Raw genomic sequence first — 19,770 nt, forward strand, 5'->3', positions numbered from 1 at the left:
CTGCCTCACAGCAGGGCCTGGTCGCTCAGGACCGCCCGGACGAACTCCGCGGACCGGCGCGGCGTCGTCGCGGGGTTCACCGAGGCGGGCGGATGCCAGCGGTTCTGGACGGCGCCGGACAGGTCGGCGTAGTAGGGGGTGGCCGGACGGACCGCGGCGGCGGCGATGGAGTCCCGCATCAGCGGGGCCATCGGGAACTCCTTGAGGATGTCGGGATCGTCGTAGATCGCCGGGCGGGCCGCGACGTTGCCCTCGTCGAGCATGTAGCGCTTCATGTTGGCCGGAGAGGTGATGCACCGGACCGCGTCCACCGCCAGGTTCTGGTGCTTGCCGTAGGCGCCCACGCCGATCTCGATGCCCCCGAACGGCGGTCTGCTCGGCTGCCGCGGGTCGACCCGCGGGTATCGGGCCCAGCCGAGGTCGCCCACGATGTTCTTGCCGATGGCGCCCGCGTCGGCGTCGCCCTTCTCGGCCCGCCAGACGTAGCCCCAGTTGAGCAGGAAGCCGCCGCGCGCGCCGTTGATCGTCGCCCGGGACTGCTCCTCGATGTCGGTGGACAGCGTCGGGCTCGCCGCGGCGGACCGGGCGAGCCTCCGGATGATCGACGCCGCCTGCCGGCCGGCCGGCGAGTCGATGTCGATGCTCGCGTCGTCGCCCTTCTCTGCCTCGCTGATGACGCGTCCCCCCGCCGAGGCGATCAGGGCGTTGATCCACACCATGTAGCCCTCGTACCGGTTGCCCTGGACGCCGATCGTGGTGTTCGTGCGGCCGGCCGCGTCGATGAGCTTTTCCCAGGTGAAGTCGGCCGCGTTCGGGTCGATGCCCGCCTTCTTCGCCACCGACTTGCGGTACCAGAGCAGCTGCGTGTTGGCCCAGAAGGGCGCCGCGTAGAGCTTGCCCTCCCACATCGAGCTCTGCACCGCGGGGGCGAACACCCCGTCGGTCAGCGGCGCGGCCTCGCTCCTGGTGAACGGGCGCAGGAACCCGGCGTTGGCGGCCTCCGCCACGAAGACCGGGTCCAGGCTCATGAGGTCGAGCCCGGAGTCCTTGGCGGCCAGCCGCCTGATCAGCTGCTCGCGCTGCTGCGTCGCGTCGCTCGGCAGCAGGGACGTCCCGATCCGGTACCGGCCGCCCGCGGCCTGCGTGCAGGACTTCGCGATGGCCGCCTGGCCGCCGTTGTCGGGGTTGACGTACCAGGTGAGCTTCGGCGCCCCGCCGCCGTCCCCGCAGGCCGTCAGCCCCCCGGCCAGCAGTGCCGCCGCCACCGCGCCCCTGAGCCAGGCCGATCGCGCCCGCTCCGCGGGACCGCGCCGGCCGGCCGTCCCCTCCCAGGGCCGGGCGCGTCCCGCCCGGTCGCTCTCCGCTCGGTCGACTCGCTCGCCCATAGGGCCTCCCGGTGCTCCCACCGGACTGCGGGCGCTTCGCCGGGCCGCACCTGGCGGGATTGGCCCTCCATTCGACCATCGGATCGCGTGACTGTCGAGATCCGGAGAGTCATCGGAAGGCAAAGGCCCTTGGTCCGGATATGGGAATGCCCCGGGCGGAACGCGCTACACGTCCGCGAACCGAGAAGGCGCGAAGGGGGCGCGGACCCCGACCGATCCGCGCCGCCCTCCGCGCCTTCGCCTGATGGGCGGGTAGCGCGTGGCGGACGGCCCTAGTAGCCGCCCCCCGACCCGTAGCCTCCGCCTGTGCCGCCCCCGTCACCGGTGCCGGAGCCCGTGCCGACGGCCTTCTTGCCGGTCGGCGTCGTGGCCCACCAGACCCCGCCCACGCCCTGGCCCTTGGTGTCGCCGGGCCGCTTGTCCTGCTCGTAGTAGTACATGGGCCAGCCGTCGATGGTGAGCTGGCACTTGCCGTCGTCCTTGCGCTCGATGAAGTCGACGACCTTCTTCGAGACGCCTTCGAGCTTGAGGTGCTTCCAGCCGTTGAAGACGGCCGGCGGCCACGCCTTCTTGCACGAGCCGAAGCAGTTGGTCGTCGGCGGCTTGTTCCTGTCCTTGTCGTAGCGGTAGAGCGTCATGCCCTTGCCGTCGGTCAGGATCAGGCCGAGCTTCGGGTCCCGCCTGGCCTTGACGACCGTCCAGCCCTTCCAGCGGTTGCCGTTCGCCTGCTTGAGCGGGGCCGCCTTCTTGCCGGTCGGGGCCGCCGCGTACCAGGTGCCGCCCACGCCCTGGCCCTTCGTGTCGCCGGGGCTGCGGTCCTTGGCGAACCGGTAGAGCGGCCACCCGCCGAGCGTGACCTGCCACTTGCCGTCCGGCCGCTTCACCTTGCCGACCAGCGACTGCTGGACGCCCTTGACCTCGGTGTTCCCCTGGCCCGCCCACACCGGCGGCCACGCCTTGGCGCACGCGGCCGCGCAGGTCGACGCGGGCGGCCGGGAGGTGTCGTTGTCGAAGCGGTAGAGCGTCATGCCCGTGCCGTCGGTGACGACCCTGCCGAGCTTGGTGACGCTGGCCACCTCCAGCACCGTGGGCTCGGGGGCGGGCGGCTCGGACGGCTCGGCCGACGGCTCCGCCTGCGCCCGGGAGCCCGCGGCGTTCTGCTTCCCCCCGGCCTTCTCCTGGCCGCACCCGCTCAGCACCAGTCCCGACGCCGTGAGGGCGGCCGCAGCGGGGATCGCCCAACGTGGGAATTTCATGTCGTGTCCTCCAGGTCGTCCCGGGTCCCGGCTCCGGTTCCAGGTCCCGCACGTCGATCGAGGTGGAGCCGCCGCTCCGGGATCGAGGAGGAATACGGTGAACCCCTCGGATCGGGTTCAACCACCTGGAACCGGTCGTCCGCGCGCCGAGTCACATCCCTGTGCCGCAGGTGTGCGGCGGCGGACGAGGAAGGCAGCGGTGACCACGGGAAACGACGCGGCGGGCGGCCCCGTCGACCTGACGAAGAAACGTCCCCCGGCGCCGGAACCCGAACGCGGCGCGGGCCCCGCGTGGCTCGTCGTGCCGGCCCGCGTCGTGGCGCTGATCGTCGTGGTCCCGCTGCGGCTCGGCTGGGACCTGGTCGTCCTGCTGGCCCGCGGCGTCCGGGCGGCCTGGAACGCTCTCATGCGGGTGCCGGGCCGGTTCGGCCGGTTCCTCGGCCGGATGCTGCGCGGCGCCTGGCGCGCCCTGTACCGGTGGCTGCTCGCCCCGGTCGGACGCCTGCTGGCCGCCGTCGGACGGGGCATCGCCGCGCTGCTCGACCTCCTCCTCGTCCGGCCGCCGCGCTGGCTCGCCGTCGTCGTGGTCCTCGGCTTCCTGCGGTGGTTCGGACGCGGGACCGGGCGGCTGGCCCGATGGGTCCACCGCGTCCTCATCGCGCCGATCGGCCGGTTCCTGGCCCTGCTCGGACGCGGCCTCGCGGGACTGCTCGCGTTCCTGCTGCTGCGTCCGCTCCGCGCCCTCGGCCGCGGGCTCGCCCGGCTGTTCGGCGTCCTCGGGCAGGGTCTCAGGCTGCTGTTCCAGGGCATCGGCCTGCTGATCAGCGTGCTCGTCGTCCTGCCCGCCGTGCTGCTGTGGCGCTACGTCCTGCGCCCGCCGCTGCTCGGCCTCGCCTGGCTGGCCCGCGCCCTGTGGGCCGGTCTCTCCTGGCTCGGCCGCGGCGCCCTGACCCTGCTGGCCGCGCTCGGCGGCGTGCTCGCCTCCGGCTGGCGCGCCTTCGCGGCGGCGGTGGCCTGGTCGTGGCGGCTGATCGGACGCTGCCTGGCCTGGCTGGGACGCGTCCTGATCGTCGCGCCCGCGAGGGCGGTGTGGCGGTACTTCCTGGCCCCGATCGTTGCCGGAGCGGTGGGAACGTGGCGTCTCGCCGCCCGGATCCTCCGCTGGCTCTGGCGGACGCTGGTCGTCGTCCCCGTGCGGGTACTGGTCGTCGCCCCGGCCCGCTGGGTCCGCGCGAGCGTGCTGCGCCCGCTGGGCCACGGCATCCGCTCGACCTGGCGCGTCACCGTAAGCGACCCCCTCCGCGCCGCAAGGCAGACGATGCGAGAAGCAGCCCGCGACGTCCGCCTCACCCTCCGCCGTACCTTCCGCGGAAGGTGAACCGCGCCGGTCCCGAGCAGGGACCGGCGCGGTTCGCGTGTCACTCGTCGTCGGCGGTGGTGCGCCGCTCGTTGCGTTCGCGCATCTTGCGGAGCAGGTCCTTCTTCTTCTCGGCCGCCTTGGCGGCGCCGGTGTCGGCCGCCCGCGCCTTACCCCCGCGCAGTTCGCTCCGCGACAGGTTCCTGCGCTGGCCGCCTACGCCGAGCATGCCGTTGCGACCTCGGCTCTTGGACATGGGTTCTCCCGTTCGGCTGGGTGTGCGTGGTTCTTCGGCACCCAGGTCCGGCCGCGCGGGAGCGTGCAGCTCAGACGTCGATGGCGTCCCGGCCGGACCTGGCGGCGGGACGGTCGCGGTAGACGCGCTGCGGCGTGGGCCACCAGGCGGTGGCCTCGGCATGGAGAAGCATGGGGTCAGGGTAGGGAGCCGGTTCGGCGGCCCTCAAACGATTTTCCTTTGGGGCTGCTGGGATACTGGCCAGTGATGTATGGACTCTTCTTCTCACTGGTCATCGCCCGCATACCGGCGGAGCGCGCCCACCATCTGACCCTGCGCGCTCTGCACGCGATCCAGGTGGTGCCCGGCGCCGTGCCGCTGCTGCGGCGGCTGTTCGTGCCGCGCGACCCTGCGCTGGCAGTCCGCGCGTTCGGGCTGGACTTCCCGAGCCCGCTGGGCCTCGCCGCCGGGTTCGACAAGGACGCCGTCGCCTACGCGGCGCTCGGCGCGTTCGGGTTCGGCCATGTCGAGATCGGGACCGTGACCGGGCGCCCGCAGCCCGGCAACCCGCGCCCGCGGCTGTTCCGGCTCGTCCAGGACCGGGCGGTCGTCAACCGGATGGGCTTCAACAACGCGGGCTCCGAGGCCGCCGCGCGGCGGCTCGCCCATCGGGCGCCGGGGACCGTCGTGGGCGCCAACATCGGCAAGACCAAGGCCGTCCCGGAGGCGTCGGCCGCCGCCGACTACGTGGCGAGCACCGAACGGCTCGCCCCGCACGCCGACTACCTCGTCGTCAACGTCAGCTCCCCCAACACGCCCGGCCTGCGGAACCTCCAGGCCGTCGAGCACCTGCGCCCGCTGCTGACGGCCGTGCGCGAGGCCGCCGACCGCTCGTGCGACCGCCGCGTCCCGCTGCTGGTGAAGATCGCGCCGGATCTGGCGGACGACGACGTCGACGCCGTCGCCGACCTCGCCCTCGAACTCGGTCTCGACGGCATCATCGCGACCAACACCACCATCGCCCGCGACGCCCTGCTCAGCCCGCCCGCGCTGGCCAAGGAGACCGGCGGGCTGTCGGGCGCGCCGCTGCGGGAGCGGTCCCTGGAGGTCCTGCGCCGGCTGCGGTCCCGCACGGGCGGGCGGCTCGCGCTGGTCTCCGTCGGCGGCGTCGAGACGGCCGACGACGTGTGGGAACGCGTCCGGGCGGGCGCGACCCTCGTCCAGGGCTACACCGGCATGATCTACGGCGGCCCGCTCTGGGCGCACCGCGTCAACCGCGACCTGTCGCGGCGCCTGCGCGGCAGCGCCTTCCGCACCCTGGACGAAGCCCGCGGCTGACCCCCGGAGGCGGCGCCTCCGGGTCAGGCGAAGAATCCGTCGGCGATCAGCTCCGGCAGGACGGCGTCGGCGTGCGCGCGGACCTCGCCGGGGTCCATGCCGGTGAGCTGGGCGATGGCGTCCAGGAGCGGATCGAGCGGCAGGGCGCCGTCGCAGACCCCCGCGAGGGCGGCCTCGACCGTCCCGACGCCGGCGGCGCGGCGGAGCCGGTCCGCCTGCCGCAGGATGATCCGTTCCGGGTCCTCGGCGCCCGGCGGGCCTATCTGCTCCTGGACGAGACCCGGCACCGCGGCGAGCGGCCGTCCACAGGCTGTGGAAAACTCTTCGGCCTTCACGAGGCCGTCCAGCACGTCGTGCGCGTACGCGCCGACGGGCTGATCGACGGCGTGCCGCAGCTCCTCGATCCGGACGGCCGGGCGCTCGCTGCGCCGCAACGTGATCCAGCCGAACCCGATCCCGGTGGCGTTCCGGCGCTCGAACTCGTCGAGCCACGCCTCGTACCGGGCGCGGTATTCGGGCGTGCCCACCTCGCAGGAATCGCGCAGCCACAACTCGGCGTACTCCGCCGGATCCTGAACGTCGCGCTGGACGATCCACGCGTCGCAGCCGTCCACCCACGCGCCGACACGCTCCTCCCAGGGAACCCCGTCGACATGCAGCCAGTTGGCCAGGAGCTGGCAATATCCGCCGTCGTTCAGGTACCGGGAGGCGCTCCCGACGAGCCGGCGGCAGAAGTCGTCGCCCGCCATCCCCGACTCGCGGTAGGTGAACCGCCGGTCGCCGGGCGGCGCGACGACGAACGGCGGATTCGACACGATCAGGTCGAACCGGCGGCCCTCGACCGGCTCCAGCAACGACCCCCGCAGCAGTTCGGCGCCCTCCACACCGGACAGCGCGAAGCTCATCGCGGCCAGCTCCAGCGCCCGCGGGTTCACGTCCGTCGCGGTGATGCGCGCGGCCGGCGACCGGCCCGCCACGTGCACCGCCTGCACGCCGCAGCCCGTGCCCAGATCGAGCACGTTGTCCACAGGCCTGTGGACGACCAACCCGGCGAGGCTGCCCGACGCGCCTCCGGTTCCCACCACGTGATCGTCCGCCGGGACGCGCCCGTCCCCGGGGCGCACCTTCAGATCGGAGACGGCGTAACCGGCGTGCCCGTCGCCGTCCACCGCCTCCAGCGGCTCGACGCGCAGCAGCGCCCGCACCTGCCCGCCGGACACCTCGGCGAGCCCCGCCGCCGCCAGCTCGTCCGCGGCGACCGCGGTTTCGGGGACGGGCACCTGGAGCCAGAACAGCCGGGTCAGCGCCTCGACCGGCGAACCGCCGGCCGTCGCCCGCAGCGCGGGCACGATCTCGTCCCGCGCCAGCGCCCCGCCCGCGACCGGGCCGAGCGACTCGCGCACCCCCGCGACGGTGTAACCGGCTCCGAGCAGCAGTTCGCGCACACGACGAAGATCAGGCATCCGCTCATCCTGCCCGCTGCGGGCCCGGCGCGCGTCCCGGATCGCCGTCCGCGATCAGCCCGGGATCAGCCCAGGTAGGTCTGGAAGCCCTCGGCCAGGGACTCGGCGATGCGCTGCCGGAAGGACGCGCTGGACAGCTTGTCCGCGTCGCCCTGGTTCTGCATGTTGCCGCACTCGATGAAGACCTTCGGCACGGTCGACATGTTGAGCCCGCCGAGGTCGTCGCGCCGGTCGATGGCCTTCTTGCCGAGGTAGTTGGAGTACGGGATGCCCGTGCCCTCGTGGTAGGCGTTCCGCAGCGCCTCGCCGAGCGCGGACGAGGCGGACACCATCTCGGCGTTCCGGCCGATGGAGAGCGGCTCGATGATGTGGAAGCCGTGGCCGGACGCGGCCGCCCCGTCGGCGTGGACGGACAGCGCGGCGTCGGCCTTGAGCCGGTTGCCGAGCGCGGCCCGCTCGGTGACGCAGGGGCCGACCCCCTTGTCGTCCTTGCGGGTCAGCGATACCTTCGCGCCCCGGGACTTCAGGATCGCGGCGAGCCGCTTCGACACGTCCCAGGTGAAGGCGTGCTCGGTGTAGCCGGCCTTGGTCTCGGTCCCGGTCGTGTCGCACGCCTTGCTGCCGTTGCCGATCTTCACCTGCCGGTTGATCTCCGACGGGTGGTCGGCGTTGCCGCCGTTGTGCCCGGGGTCGATGACGATCACCTTGCCGTCCAGCGACGCGGGGTCCCCCTTGGCGGACGCGGGCGACTTCCCGCCCTTCGCGCCCGGGGACGCGGCCCCGGCCGTCGGCGGCCCGGCCGCCTCGCCGCCGGACGTTCCGGAGGAACCGTTGCACGCGACGAGCGCGCCCAGGCACAGCGCGATACCGGCGACCGCGGGGCCGCCCCGATGAATTCGCACAGGCCGTTTTCCTCCGTGATGACTTCGTTACCGACCCTGACAGTCTGCACACCGGCGCAGGTTCGTCAAACGGAGTCGGGGAAATCAGCCGCGCAGCGGGTCCTCCTTGCCCAGCAGGGCCGCGAGGGCGCGCGCCTCGTCGGCGTCCAGGCCGAGGACCACGCGGGGACGGCCCCACGGGTGGTCGATCGAGTGGGCCACGTAGCTGGCGACGGACTCCGACACCTGCTCGGCGAGGCCGCGGGCGTGCCGCCACTCCGACCACGCGCGTTCCAATTCGCTCGCCGCGCGCTGCGCGCACGACACCAGTTCCGGATCACGCACGACCTGTTCTCCTCTGGGTGAACGGACCCTCTCCCGACCGCCGGCCCGGCCCGGCCCGGCGGCCTTCCGCGAGGCCGCCAGGGGCTGCCCGCCGACGGTGAAGTCCCATTAACCACCTGGCCGCGGGCCCCGTCCCGGCGAATGCGGCAGGTTTGGCCTGCCCCTTACCCGGCGCACACCGTCTCGTGGAACGATCGACCGTCCCCGTACCCCGCCCATGACCGGCCCCAGCGACGCCGGCGCGATGCGCGGCGCTGCGCGCGGGTCACATGAACCGCGGGCCACCGGAACGACGGGCCTCGGGAGCACGGCCGCGGCGGCGCGGGGCGCGGCGTCGCGAGGCCGGGCGGCGGGCGTCACGACGCGCGGATCACGGCACGCACGGGGCCGGCGGGAGCGAGGGGAAGGCGGGGGGTCGTCCTGCGGCGCGGCACAGGCGGGGTCACCGGACGGGAGCGGGCCCCGTCGTCGAGCGGACCACCAGGTGCGGGACGACCAGCTTCTGCCGCGGGGCGCGGGGCGGGTCGCCGATGCGCGCGGTGAGCATCTCGGCGGCCACCCGGCCCATGTCACGGCGCGGCTGGTCGACGCTGGTCAGCGAGATGTGCCGGATCGCCGCGAGGTGGGTGTTGTCGTAGCCGACGATCGAGAGGTCAGCCGGGACCCGCATGCCGAGCTCGTCGGCGGCCGACAGCGCCCCGGTGGCGACCAGGTCGTTGGGAGCGAAGATCGCGGTCGGCCGGGGGTCGCGGCGCAGCAGGGACAGCGCGGCCCGGTAGCCGCCGTCCTCGGTGAAGTCGCCGGGCTCGACGACGATCTCGCCGGCCAGGTCGTGCCGCCGCATCGCCTTCTCGTAGCCGGCGCGGCGGTAGCGCGCGGTGGTGGAGCGCGCGCCCTCGATGTGGGCGATCCGGCGGTGGCCGTGCTGGACGAGATGGTCGACCGCGAGGCTCGCGCCGAGCTCGTCGTCGTCCACCACGATGTCGACGCCGACCACGTCGCGCTCGCCGACGACCACCACGGGGACGCTGGCGGCGGCCTCCTTGAGCGACTCGGGCACGACGCTGAGCAGCACCAGCCCGTCCACCCGCATCTCCAGGAACGCCTCGACCGCCTCGGCCTCGAACATCGGGTCCCAGCGGCCGCTGCCGACCAGCATCCGCAGGCCCGCGCCGTGCAGGCTCTCCTGGAGCCCGTCGAGGAACTCGGCGAAGAACGGGTTGTGCAGGTCGGCGACGATGGCGCCGATCAGCCGGGTGCGCCCCTCCACCAGGCTGCGCGCCACCGCGTTCGGGCGGTAGCCGAGCTCCCGGGCGGCCTGCAGGACGGCCTGCCTGCGGCGCTCGCTCACGTGCGGTGACCCTCGCATGACCAGCGAGACGAGCGATTTGGACACTCCGGCGCGTTCAGCGACATTGCGGATCGTCGGTTTCGGCGCGGGCATCGTCTTGCCCTCGTCGCGCGGTGCGGGAGAGGGCTCGTTGCGCGGCCGAGGCACCGCGCCCTCTCCCAGCATGCCGTGCGGGGGATTTGCTTCATCAGCTGACATGGCGCTCCGTCCAGGGGAACCTGCAGGACCTGCCGCGGCGGCGCCCCGGAGGGGTATTCGGCGCGCCGCCCTCCGCTCAGGAGGAGATGCCATGATGCCGCGCCTTCCCCCCATAGCGCCGCGACAGTGAGTAACGGGCATCCGACAATGGTGGTTCGGGCCTGTGGTGTTCTGGATCACATCCGGGGCGGGGAACCGGCGGCGGGCCCGCGTCCGGCCCGCTCGGTGTGGGCCCTGACAGCGTCCGGCTCGGATACCCTGCCCAGGTGGGAGATCGTGCGGTGGCCGGCGCGAAGGCGCGCACCCGGCCGAGCGGCGGGCGCGGCCGTCGCCGACTCAGCGTGGACGAACGGCGGGACGAGCTGATCGAGGCGGCGCTGCAGCTGTTCAGCACGCGCTCGCCCGAGGACGTCTCGATCGACGACGTCGCGGCGAAGGCGGGCGCCTCCCGGGCGCTGGTCTACCACTACTTCGGTGGCAAGAACGAGCTGTACATCGCGGCGCTCGGCAGCGCCGCGAAGCACCTGTCGGTGCTGCTGGAACCGCCCACGGAGGGCAAGCCGCTCGAACGGCTGCGGATCTCGCTGAAGCGCTACTTCGACTTCGTGGAGAGCCACGCGGCCGGTTACACGGCGCTGCTGCGCGGCGGGCCGGCCGACCGCTCGGGCGAGGCCGGCGAGATCGTGGACGGGATCCGCCGGCTGCTGCTGGACCGGATCCTGCACTCGCTGGACGTCGACGTCCCGCCGCCGATCCTGCGCATCACGCTGCGCTGCTGGATGGCGACCGTGGAGACCGCCGGCCTGGACTGGCTGGAGAACCGCGACGTGGCCCGCCCCGACCTGGAGCGGCTGCTGGTCGACCAGCTCGTGGTGATCATGCAGGTCTCCGGCAGGCACGACCCCGGCACGGGGGCCCTGTTCGAGCGCCTGGCCCACGAAGAGATGAACCCTTAGCCGCCCGGAGACGAACCAGTAACCGCTCGACCTGCGGTTATCGCGTTGACGTGCGCGGAGTTTCGGACATCCAACTCGGCTGCGTCCACAACCGGACACAACCCCCGGAACAGCATTCCGTCGCCCGAAGGCAGCGCGCTCTGCCCCCGGAGCGGGCGGACTGGTGCCCGTTCCGGGGACAGTGCGGCTTCGGCGTCCGGGACCGACGGTTCTCGGATGACCGTGGTCCCGTGTCGGCCAGGAGACACCGAGCGGGTCCCCGCACGTGACTCGGGTGCGAGGTCCGTTCCAAAGCCTCCTGGCCGCCCCCCTCCTGCGCTGTGCGTCCGGAGGGCTCCCTCGGAGCCCCGCCGGTCGGCGTGTCTACTCCGAACGCTGCTGCGGGATTCCCGCGAGCAGCGCCCGCACCTCCGCCTCGCGGTACCGGCGATGCCCGCCGAGCGTGCGGATCGACGTGAGCTTTCCCGCCTTCGCCCAGCGCGTGACGGTCTTGGGGTCGACGCGGAACATCGTCGCCACCTCCGCCGGCGTCAGCAGGGGCTCGGCCTCTGGCGTACGTGCTGACATGTTTGCGGCCTCTCCTCCGTGGACCGATGACAGCGATCCTGCGATTGATCCTCGCGTGGTCACTGATGTCCCCTATGGCCCGAAAGAGCCACTATGACATCACAACGTGTAACCTTGCCACCACTCAGCGCAACAAGCAAGTTCCTGGCGGTAGTTGCGTGCAAACATCCCCGCGAGAGCGGGGAAGTGTGCATGTCCGGTGGCTGCTGGGTCACGCTGCGTGATTCTAGCGACACGTATAGTCGTATCGCGCGCGGATTCGGGAAATTTGTTTTAGTTCGCGGCCTCCAGCGCCCGCACGGGGCGCCAGCGGGCCAGGAGACGCTTGTACATCGCGACGGTCAGCTCGACCTCACCGCGCTCCATCCCGGTGAGGGCCACGGTCATCTCCGCGACCGACTCGTCGGTACGGAGCGTGGCGTCGTCCAGGAGGTGGACGAGCCCGCCGTAGTCGAGTTCCACGAGCGCGCGGGGATGGAACTCGCCGAGCCACCGGTCGAGGGTCTCCAGCCGCCCCGCCGACAGGAGGTAGACGTCCTCCGCCCCCTCGCCGAGGTTCTCGCGCACCACCGGGAGCGCGGCCGCCACCCGGTGGCGGGCCTCCCCCATCGAGGTGACGTAGACCAGGGTCCGCGCGGGCGCCGCCGTCGCCGGCCCGTGGGCCGCGAGCTCCTCGGCCGTGTCGTCCGCCGGCCGGTACCCGGTCCCCGGCGTGCCGAGCATCAGGCTCCGCTCGCCGCGCGCGAACGGCACGAACCAGTCCAGCGGGATGTGCCAGGTGCTCGTCAGGATGTGCGGGCGGAGGGACCGGCCGGCGTTCTTCCACTGCTCGAAGTCGCTCCGCACCCGCTCGGACAGGGGCGGCGGGACGAAGGCCGCCGCCACGCCCGCCGCGTGCTCGTCCCTGAAGCGCTCGAACGCCAGCCAGGACCGCAGCCGCGTGCCCCACGGGCACACGTAGACCATGTCCTCCAGGCGCCGCACGTAGGCGTCCCTGCTCTCGCGTTCCGGGACGACCTCGGGCGGCGAGCCCGTCAGCCTGAGCACGGACTCCCGGTGCTCCGCCCCGAGCGCGTGGATCCGCCTGGGACGGCGCCTGGAGTCGGCGTAGACCGTCCACAGGGTCCGCGCGGGCTCCGGGAAGGCGGTCACCGGTTCATAAACCCGTAGGTACGCCGCGTACGGAAGCACCATCGCATCGTGACATGAGATCCGGTCGGGCGTGGCGCCATCGCGCGCCCTAGGCTGATCTTAGAGACAGAGAGGAGGGCACTACCGTGCCTAATGTCTTCGGGGCGCCCCACAAGGGCACCGAACCCCGACACGAGCAGGTCGTCTTCTGCCAGGACGAGGCCAGCGGTCTGCGCGCGATCATCGCCATCTACTCCACCGCGCTCGGCCCGTCCCTGGGAGGCACCCGCTTCTACCCATACGGCTCCGAGGAGGATGCCCTCGCGGACGTGCTGAACCTGTCCCGGGGCATGGCGTACAAGAACGCCCTCGCCGGGCTCGACCTCGGCGGCGGCAAGGCCGTCATCATCGGCGACCCCGCCACGGACAAGTCCGAGGCGATGCTGCGAGCCTACGGGCGTTTCGTCCAGTCTCTGAACGGCCGGTACTACACGGCGTGCGACGTGGGCACCTACAGCGAGGACATGGACATCGTCGCGCGCGAGTGCCGCTTCGTCACCGGGCGGACGGTCGCGCACGGCGGCGCCGGGGACTCGTCCATCCTGACGGCGTTCGGCGTGTTCCAGGGAATGCGGGCCGCGGCCGAGACCGTGTGGGGCCGGCCCACGCTGCGCGGCAGGCGGGTCGGGGTGGAGGGCGTCGGGAAGGTGGGCCACCGCCTCGTGGAGCACCTGCGCGAGGACGGCGCGGACGTCGTGATCTGCGACGTGGACGAGGCCGCCGTCGACCGCGTCCGGGCGCTGCACCCCGAGGTGGAGGTCGTCGCCGACACCGGCGCCATGGTCCGCACGGAGCTCGACGTCTACGCGCCGTGCGCGCTGGGCGGCTCCCTCGACGACGACACCGTGCCCGTGCTGGCCGCCAAGGTCGTCTGCGGCGCCGCCAACAACCAGCTCGCCCACCCGGGCGTGGAGAAGCGCCTCGCCGACCGCGGCGTCCTGTACGCCCCCGACTACGTGGTGAACTCCGGCGGTGTGATCCAGGTCGCGGACGAGATCGAGGGCTTCAACTTCGACCGCGCCAAGGCCCGGGCCGCGGGCATCTACGACACCACTCGCAAGATCTTCGCGCTGGCCTCCGACGAGGGCGTCCCCCCGGCGGTGGCCGCCGACCGCCTCGCGGAGCGCCGGATGTCGGAGGTCGGCAGGCTGCGCGGCATCCTCCTCTGAGCGCCCGGACGGCTCCGAGCTCCCGGAGGGCTCGGTCCGGGTGTGGGTTTCCTAGACCTGATTAGACCGTTGCAAAACCGTTGTGAGGGCCACCGCGGGGCGGCGTACGACCGTCCCACGGTGGCCTTCCCACGTTGACGTGACCACCGGATACACTGTTGTCATCAGCAACAGGGGCGCCGCCACGTACCGTCGATGTACCGAGCCAGGCGCAAAACGGGTACGGTTGTACCCGTGACTGACGCATGGCTCATCAGGCACCGGTTCGTGTGGTACACGCGCGCGTTGATGGGCCCACGAAAGCCCTGACCATCGAGGGGGTCGAGCCAATGGGTCGCGGCCGAGCCAAGGCCAAGCAGGTGAAGGTTGCCCGGCAGCTCAAATACAGCACCGGCAACACGGACCTCGACCGCCTTAAGGATGAACTAGGAGTCAGCGACTCCGGCGAAGACTCCTATGACGAGCTCGCCGAGAAGTACGCCGACTACGCCGACGACTACGGCACGGAGCCCCGCAAGGACGGCACCTCCGGTTGACCGGCAGACGAACGCCACCGCCCGCATCGCCGGGCGGTGGCGTTCGTCTTGGGTCGGAACACGCCCCGGGGGACCGGCGCTCACGCTGAGCGACCCCACGGGCGACGTTGGGTGTCCGGCATGCCCCTCATGACCTGACAGGTCTGGGAGGCCCTCAGCGTCCCGTTCAGCCCCGTCCGCGAGGTCGGACAGGGCCGTCCAGGGGCCTCCGGTCAGCGAAGCGTCGCGGCGCCGGAGCCTTCGGTGATCTCTCCGAGGGTCCAGGACGGGACGCCGCGGGAGGCCAGCAGGCGGAGCGCCTCGTCGGCGCGGTCCGGGGCGACGATCGCGGCCATGCCGACTCCGAGGTTGAACGTCTTGTCCATCTCGGCCTGCGGCACGTCGCCGTGCGCCTGGAGCAGGCGGAACACGGCGGGGACCTCCCAGGACGAGCGGTCCAGCACGGCGTCGACCCCCGGCGGAAGCGACCGGGCCAGGTTCGCCGCCAGCCCGCCGCCCGTGATGTGGGCGAACGCCCGGACCGCACCGGTCTCGGCCAGGGCCAGGCAGTCCTTGGCGTAGATGCGCGTCGGGGTGAGGAGTTCCTCGCCGAGCGGACGGTCGAGTTCGGCCGTCCGGGTCTCCAGCGTCAGGTCCGTCGTCGCCAGGATGTGCCGGACGAGCGAGTACCCGTTGGAGTGGATGCCGGACGACGCCATGGCGAGGACGACGTCGCCCGCCCGCACGCGTTCGGGCCCGAGGATCCGGTCGGCCTCGACGACGCCCGTGCCGGCGCCCGCCACGTCGAACTCGTCGGCCCCCAGCAGGCCCGGGTGCTCGGCGGTCTCGCCGCCCACGAGGGCGCAGCCGGCCAGGGCGCACGCGTCGGCGATCCCGCCGACGATGTCGGCGACGCGCTCCGGGACGACCTTGCCGCAGGCGATGTAGTCGGTCATGAACAGCGGCTCGGCGCCGCACACCGCGAGGTCGTCGATGACCATGCCGACCAGGTCGTGCCCGATCGTGTCGTAGACGCCGAGGCGCCGCGCCAGGTCGACCTTGGTGCCGACGCCGTCCGTGGACGTCGCGAGCAGAGGCCGCTTGTAGCGCAGCAGGGCCGAGGCGTCGAAGAGACCCGCGAACCCGCTCACGTCGTCGACGACCTCGGGCCGCCGCGAACGGGCCACCCGGGACTTCATCAGCTCGACGGCGCGCTCGCCCGCCGCGATGTCGACGCCTGCGGCCTCGTAGGAGGTCGTCGGGCGGTCCGTCATCGGGTGGCCTCCAGCAGGTGCTTGCCGCGGGCGTCCTGCTCCACCGGGATGGGGTACTGGCCGTCGAAGCACGCCCGGCACAGGTTGTCCTTGGCGATGTGCGAGGCGGAGATCAGCTCGTCCAGGGAGATGTAGCCGAGCGAGTCGGCGCCGATGGAGTCGCGGATCTCCTCCACCGACAGGTTCCCGGCGATCAGCTCGGCCCGGGTCGCGAAGTCGATGCCGTAGAAGCACGGCCAGGAGACGGGCGGGCTGGAGATCCGCACGTGCACCTCGGCGGCGCCCGCGTCGCGCAGCATCGACACGATCGCGCGCTGGGTGTTGCCGCGCACGATCGAGTCGTCCACCACGACCAGGCGCTTGCCCTCGATCGCCTCCCGCAGCGGGTTCAGCTTCAGGCGGATGCCGAGCTGGCGGATCGTCTGGGACGGCTGGATGAACGTCCGGCCGACGTAGGAGTTCTTCACGAGGCCCTGGCCGTAGGGAATGCCGGACGCTTCGGCGTAGCCGATCGCGGCCGGCGTGCCCGACTCGGGCGTCGGGATGACCATGTCGGCCTCGACGGGATGCTCGCGGGCCAGCCGCCGCCCGACCTCGACGCGGGTCGCCTGGACGCTGCGCCCGGCGATCGTCGTGTCGGGCCGCGCCAGGTACACGTACTCGAACAGGCAGCCCTTCGGGCGCGCCTCGGCGAACCGCTCGGACCGCACGCCCTGGCCGTCGCACGCGATCAGCTCGCCCGGCTCGATCTCCCGGACGAACCGGGCGCCGACGATGTCGAGGGCGGCCGTCTCCGAGGCGACGACCCAGCCCCGGTCCTCCAGGGAGCCGAGCACGAGCGGCCGGATGCCCTCGGGGTCGCGGGCCGCGTAGAGGGTCCCCTCGTCCATGAAGACCAGGGAGAACGCGCCGCGGGTCGCCGGAAGGATCTCCCGCGCCGCCTCCAGCACGCCGCCGCCCTCGCCGCGGGCGGCGAGCAGGGCGGTCAGGACCTCGGTGTCGGTGGTGGCGGTCAGCTCGCCGGGGGCGAGCCGCGCGGCCAGCTCCGGCGTGTTGATGAGGTTGCCGTTGTGGACGAGCGCCAGCCCGCCGTCGTCGGTGGACCGGAACGTGGGCTGCGCGTTCTCCCACGTGGGCGAGCCGGTCGTGGAGTAGCGGCAGTGGCCGACGGCGATGTGGCCGCGCAGCGTGTTCAGCACCGACTCGTCGAAGACCTGGGCGACGAGGCCCATGTCCTTGAAGACGACGATGCGCGAGCCGTCGCTGACGGCGATGCCCGCCGACTCTTGCCCGCGGTGCTGAAGCGCGTACAGCCCGTAGTACGTGAGCTTGCTCACTTCGGCCCGGGCCGCCTGCTCGGCGGGAACCCAGACGCCGAAGACGCCGCAGGCGTCCTGCGGAGCGCGGTCGGAGGGATCGATGTCGTGGCTCAGACGTCCGTCACGGAGAGGCACGTTCGCCAGTCTAGATGCCCGGTTCACCTGCTCCGATCGGTGGCATCTCTTAACGGACCTTTACTCCCCGGAACCACGGGGATCTCGCGGTCCGGGGGAATCTGGGGACGACCCATGGAGGAACGCATGACCATGCCCGGGTACCGGACCCACTCGCCCCCCGCCCCGGCGAGGCGGAGCACCCTGGCACGCGCCGCGCAGATCCTCGGAATCCTCGGCCTGGCCGGGCTCGCGGCGTGCCTGGCGGGGATGATCCCGGCGCTCGCCGGCCTCGTCCTCGGGACGGTGTCCCTCGTGCGCCGCGACCCCGACCGGCGCCCCGCCCTCGTCGGGGTGGTCTGCTCCGCGGTCGCCCTCCTGATCGGATCCGGGACGCTTTTCTGGCTGCTGAGCAAAGCGGCCCAGTGCGGGGACGCGGCCCGGTATCCGGACGACCTGGCGCGGCGGCACTGCGTCGAACGCGAGTTCCCGTTCGCTCACGCCGGCCCCTAGTCGCCCTGTCTAACCGTCCGGCTGGTCCGCCAGGGCGCGGACGGCCTCCTGCCCGAGCGCCGAGGCGTACACGCGCAGATCGTCGACGAGGCCGCCGAAGCCGGGCTTGGCGGGCTCCCTGCCCAGGTAGACGGGCCCGGCCGGGGTGACGACGGGGTGTTCCAGCGCGGCGGCGGAGTCCTGCTCGCCGTCGATGTGGAGGGCCATGCCCCGGGTGTCCACGACGAAGGCGACGTGGGCCCATCCGCCCACGGTCAGCCGGGCCCGGCTGTCGACGTAGCCGGGGCCCTTGACGGTGAACAGCTGGACGCGCAGCCTCATCGCGTCCGGGTACAGCCAGAGGCCGAGGCCGCGCGCGTCGTTCTCGGCGACCGGCTTGTAGAGGATGCTGCGCCACTCGCCGGTGGGCCCCTCGTCGACCCGGACGAAGAAGGCCAGGCTGAACCCGAAGATCTGGCTGAGGACGAGCTGCGGCGCCCCGGGGATCACGGCGCGGTCGTGCTCGCCGAGCGACAGCGCCTCCCCGTCCCGTCCCGGGACGATCCGGGCGCCGTCCGCCAGCTCGGCGGCGGGGGCGGTTCCGGCGGTGTCGGCGGCCCGGCGGCCGTCCACGGTGCCGGCGTCGAACGTCCAGTGCGCGATCAGCACGGGATCACCTCCGGTAGGGCGCGCGTCACCCGCGCACGCTATGCGCGCCTCCCCGCCGAGTCGAGGGGCCCATCGGCCGAGGAGCGTCAGCCGAGGGGCAGCGGGAGGTGGGGCGTCAGGTCGGCGCGCGGGCCGCTCGCCCGCACCCGTCCGTTCGCGGTCGCGTCCTGCCAGGTGAGACGGCCGGTGGCCAGCGCGATCCAGGTGGCGGCGTCCATCTCCACCACATTCGGTGGCGTACCCCGGGTATGGTGCGGGCCGTCGATGCACTGAACGGCGGCGTGCGGGGGGACGCGGACCTCCACCGAACGGCCGGGGGCCAGCTCGGCCAGCCGGTCGAGCAGGTACCGCACCGCTCCCCTGACCACCGGACGGCTCGGTTCGGCGCCGCCCGACTCGACGCCGGCGAGGACCGTGTCCAGAGCCGCGCGGCGCAGCGCGGCGGGCTCGTCCGGGCCGGTGTAGGGCGCCAGCCCGAGCGCGGCGCGCTGCTCGTTCAGGACGGCGGAGGAAAGCGGTGTTCGCGGCATCGCGCATGACGCTACCGGGTCAGCCTCGGTACCGCGCAGGCGGTAGAAAGGACCCCGGTGCCAGGCATGGGGGTGCAGGAGACGGGGAGGCCGGGGACGCCGTCCCCGGAGGAGACGGAGGTTCGTCAGATGCCCGAGGCGCTGCCCCTGCAGCCGGGCGACCCGAGACGGCTCGGCTCGTTCGAGATCACGGGACGGCTCGGCGTCGGCGAGCAGGGCGCCGTCTTCCTCGGCAGGGACCCCTCCGGGCACCCCGTCGCCGTGAAGGTCCTGCACGTGCGGCTGAGCGGCGAGCCGGTCGCGCGCTCGCGGTTCGCCGACGCGTTCGCCCCGGCCCGCAAGGTCTCCGGGTTCTGCACGGCGGCGATCCTGCACGCCGACGTGGAGGGCGACCGCCCCTACGTGGTGAGCGAGTGGGTGGACGGGCCGTCCCTCCAGCAGCTCGTGGACGAGGAGGGCGCGCGCGGCTTCGCCGTCGTCGAGCGCGTCGCGGTCGGCATGGCGATCGCCCTGGCCGCCGTCCACCGCGCGGGCGCCGTCCACCACGACCTGAAACCCGGGAACGTCCTCCTCGGCCGTGGCGGCCCCCGGATGAGCGACTTCGCGATCGCGCACGCCATGGAGGCCGTGAACGTGGCGTTCCGCGGTCACATGACCGAGGACCCGGCCTACAAGTCCCCCGAGCAGCTCAGCGGCATGGGCATCGGCCCCGCCGCCGACGTGTTCGCGTGGGCGTCGACCGTGCTGTTCGCCGCCGCGGGCAGGCCGCCGTTCGGCGAGGGCTCGCCGTCCGAGGTGATGCAGCGAATCGTCTACGACGAGGCCGACCTGTCGGCGGTGCCCGACTCCCTGCGCGAGGTGGTGACGGCCGCCCTGGTCAAGGACCCGGCCGAACGCCCGATGGCCAGGACGATCCTCGAACGACTGCTGGGCGCGGGCGGCGAGCTCGTCGAGCGCCTGCCGGCCTCGATGGTCGAGGAGGGCCGGGCCCTCGCGACGGGCGTGATGGTCCGCCACACCCTTCCCCGGGTCGCGCCGCCGCCGCGTCCGCCCGTGAACGTCCCGGGCAGCCCCATGGGAGCGGCGCCCCCGGCCGGGTTCGCGCCAGGCCCCGCCGCGCCGGCGGGCCCGCCTCCCGGCCCGCCTCCCGGCCCGCCTCCAGGGC

The 19,770-nt window shown here is 73.0% G+C and carries 20 protein-coding genes; 7 read left to right on the plus strand and 13 right to left on the minus strand.

The window, feature by feature from the left end; genetic code table 11:
- Nucleotides 1–5: 5 nt before the first annotated feature.
- The gene (locus ABWI04_RS24700; RefSeq protein ID WP_353833930.1) at nt 6–1,385 is read right to left on the minus strand and encodes an extracellular solute-binding protein; all 1,380 of its coding nucleotides are present in this window, start codon (nt 1,383–1,385) and stop codon (nt 6–8) included.
- A gap of 272 nt (nt 1,386–1,657) precedes the next feature.
- On the minus strand, nt 1,658–2,641 hold the full coding sequence (locus ABWI04_RS24705) for a hypothetical protein (protein ID WP_345171073.1): 984 nt from the start codon (nt 2,639–2,641) through the stop codon (nt 1,658–1,660).
- Nucleotides 2,642–2,840: 199 nt separating this feature from the next.
- Here ABWI04_RS24705 and ABWI04_RS24710 point away from each other — a divergent pair, with 199 nt between their 5' ends.
- On the plus strand, nt 2,841–4,019 hold the full coding sequence (locus ABWI04_RS24710; RefSeq protein WP_353833931.1) for an amino acid adenylation domain-containing protein: 1,179 nt from the start codon (nt 2,841–2,843) through the stop codon (nt 4,017–4,019).
- Nucleotides 4,020–4,059: 40 nt separating this feature from the next.
- On the opposite strand, the gene ABWI04_RS24715 is transcribed toward ABWI04_RS24710, so the two are convergent.
- On the minus strand, nt 4,060–4,254 hold the full coding sequence (locus ABWI04_RS24715; protein WP_353833932.1) for a DUF6243 family protein: 195 nt from the start codon (nt 4,252–4,254) through the stop codon (nt 4,060–4,062).
- Nucleotides 4,255–4,500: 246 nt separating this feature from the next.
- Between ABWI04_RS24715 and ABWI04_RS24720 the strand changes: the two genes are divergently transcribed.
- A complete protein-coding gene (locus ABWI04_RS24720; RefSeq protein ID WP_353833942.1) occupies nt 4,501–5,571 on the plus strand; it encodes a quinone-dependent dihydroorotate dehydrogenase in 1,071 nt (356 codons plus the stop codon).
- Nucleotides 5,572–5,594: 23 nt separating this feature from the next.
- Here the strand turns inward: ABWI04_RS24720 and ABWI04_RS24725 are convergent, their stop codons facing one another.
- The 4 genes from ABWI04_RS24725 to ABWI04_RS24740 all read right to left on the minus strand — a co-directional run bounded on the left by ABWI04_RS24725 (nt 5,595) and on the right by ABWI04_RS24740 (nt 9,809).
- Nucleotides 5,595–7,034 carry a DUF7059 domain-containing protein gene (locus ABWI04_RS24725; protein ID WP_353833933.1) on the minus strand — a complete coding sequence of 480 codons (1,440 nt, stop codon included), beginning with the start codon at nt 7,032–7,034 and terminating at the stop codon, nt 5,595–5,597.
- A 65-nt stretch (nt 7,035–7,099) separates the two neighbouring features.
- A complete protein-coding gene (locus ABWI04_RS24730) occupies nt 7,100–7,936 on the minus strand; it encodes an N-acetylmuramoyl-L-alanine amidase (protein ID WP_353833934.1) in 837 nt (278 codons plus the stop codon).
- Nucleotides 7,937–8,020: 84 nt separating this feature from the next.
- Nucleotides 8,021–8,260 carry a hypothetical protein gene (locus ABWI04_RS24735; protein WP_089315141.1) on the minus strand — a complete coding sequence of 80 codons (240 nt, stop codon included), beginning with the start codon at nt 8,258–8,260 and terminating at the stop codon, nt 8,021–8,023.
- 442 nt (nt 8,261–8,702) lie between these two features.
- Nucleotides 8,703–9,809: a LacI family DNA-binding transcriptional regulator gene (locus ABWI04_RS24740; RefSeq protein WP_353833935.1), complete on the minus strand. Its 1,107-nt coding sequence runs from the start codon at nt 9,807–9,809 to the stop codon at nt 8,703–8,705.
- Between the two features lie 266 nt (nt 9,810–10,075).
- On the opposite strand from ABWI04_RS24740, the gene ABWI04_RS24745 reads away from it, so the two are divergent.
- Nucleotides 10,076–10,765, plus strand: a complete 690-nt coding sequence (locus ABWI04_RS24745) for a TetR/AcrR family transcriptional regulator (RefSeq protein WP_345171085.1) — start codon at nt 10,076–10,078, stop codon at nt 10,763–10,765.
- A gap of 363 nt (nt 10,766–11,128) precedes the next feature.
- On the opposite strand, the gene bldC is transcribed toward ABWI04_RS24745, so the two are convergent.
- Both bldC and ABWI04_RS24755 read right to left on the minus strand, forming a co-directional pair.
- On the minus strand, nt 11,129–11,332 hold the full coding sequence (bldC, locus tag ABWI04_RS24750) for a developmental transcriptional regulator BldC (protein WP_012850682.1): 204 nt from the start codon (nt 11,330–11,332) through the stop codon (nt 11,129–11,131).
- Between the two features lie 273 nt (nt 11,333–11,605).
- On the minus strand, nt 11,606–12,526 hold the full coding sequence (locus tag ABWI04_RS24755) for a DUF8083 family protein (protein ID WP_502913158.1): 921 nt from the start codon (nt 12,524–12,526) through the stop codon (nt 11,606–11,608).
- Nucleotides 12,527–12,609: 83 nt separating this feature from the next.
- On the opposite strand from ABWI04_RS24755, the gene ABWI04_RS24760 reads away from it, so the two are divergent.
- The gene (locus ABWI04_RS24760; protein ID WP_353833936.1) at nt 12,610–13,692 is read left to right on the plus strand and encodes a Leu/Phe/Val dehydrogenase; all 1,083 of its coding nucleotides are present in this window, start codon (nt 12,610–12,612) and stop codon (nt 13,690–13,692) included.
- 329 nt (nt 13,693–14,021) lie between these two features.
- Nucleotides 14,022–14,228, plus strand: a complete 207-nt coding sequence (locus ABWI04_RS24765) for a DUF3073 domain-containing protein (protein ID WP_149260363.1) — start codon at nt 14,022–14,024, stop codon at nt 14,226–14,228.
- A gap of 212 nt (nt 14,229–14,440) precedes the next feature.
- Here ABWI04_RS24765 and purM read toward each other — a convergent pair whose 3' ends face one another.
- Nucleotides 14,441–15,481 carry a phosphoribosylformylglycinamidine cyclo-ligase gene (gene purM, locus ABWI04_RS24770; protein ID WP_353833937.1) on the minus strand — a complete coding sequence of 347 codons (1,041 nt, stop codon included), beginning with the start codon at nt 15,479–15,481 and terminating at the stop codon, nt 14,441–14,443.
- Nucleotides 15,478–16,935 (minus strand): amidophosphoribosyltransferase, encoded by a 1,458-nt coding sequence (gene purF, locus ABWI04_RS24775; RefSeq protein ID WP_353833938.1) that lies wholly within the window; start codon nt 16,933–16,935, stop codon nt 15,478–15,480. The genes purM and purF overlap by 4 nt, the downstream gene beginning before the upstream one ends.
- 126 nt (nt 16,936–17,061) lie before the next feature.
- Between purF and ABWI04_RS24780 the strand changes: the two genes are divergently transcribed.
- Nucleotides 17,062–17,427: a hypothetical protein gene (locus tag ABWI04_RS24780; protein ID WP_353833939.1), complete on the plus strand. Its 366-nt coding sequence runs from the start codon at nt 17,062–17,064 to the stop codon at nt 17,425–17,427.
- Between the two features lie 9 nt (nt 17,428–17,436).
- Here ABWI04_RS24780 and ABWI04_RS24785 read toward each other — a convergent pair whose 3' ends face one another.
- Together ABWI04_RS24785 and ABWI04_RS24790 are read right to left on the minus strand one after the other, a co-directional pair.
- The gene (locus ABWI04_RS24785; protein WP_345171096.1) at nt 17,437–18,075 is read right to left on the minus strand and encodes a LamG domain-containing protein; all 639 of its coding nucleotides are present in this window, start codon (nt 18,073–18,075) and stop codon (nt 17,437–17,439) included.
- Nucleotides 18,076–18,161: 86 nt separating this feature from the next.
- On the minus strand, nt 18,162–18,605 hold the full coding sequence (locus ABWI04_RS24790; protein ID WP_345171098.1) for a sterol carrier family protein: 444 nt from the start codon (nt 18,603–18,605) through the stop codon (nt 18,162–18,164).
- Nucleotides 18,606–18,734: 129 nt separating this feature from the next.
- Here ABWI04_RS24790 and ABWI04_RS24795 point away from each other — a divergent pair.
- On the plus strand, nt 18,735–19,770 hold a 1,036-nt coding region (locus ABWI04_RS24795; RefSeq protein WP_353833940.1), incomplete at its 3' end, for a serine/threonine-protein kinase.

The organism is Actinomadura sp. NPDC000929, assembly GCF_040492065.1.
GTDB lineage: Bacteria > Actinomycetota > Actinomycetes > Streptosporangiales > Streptosporangiaceae > Spirillospora > Spirillospora verrucosospora.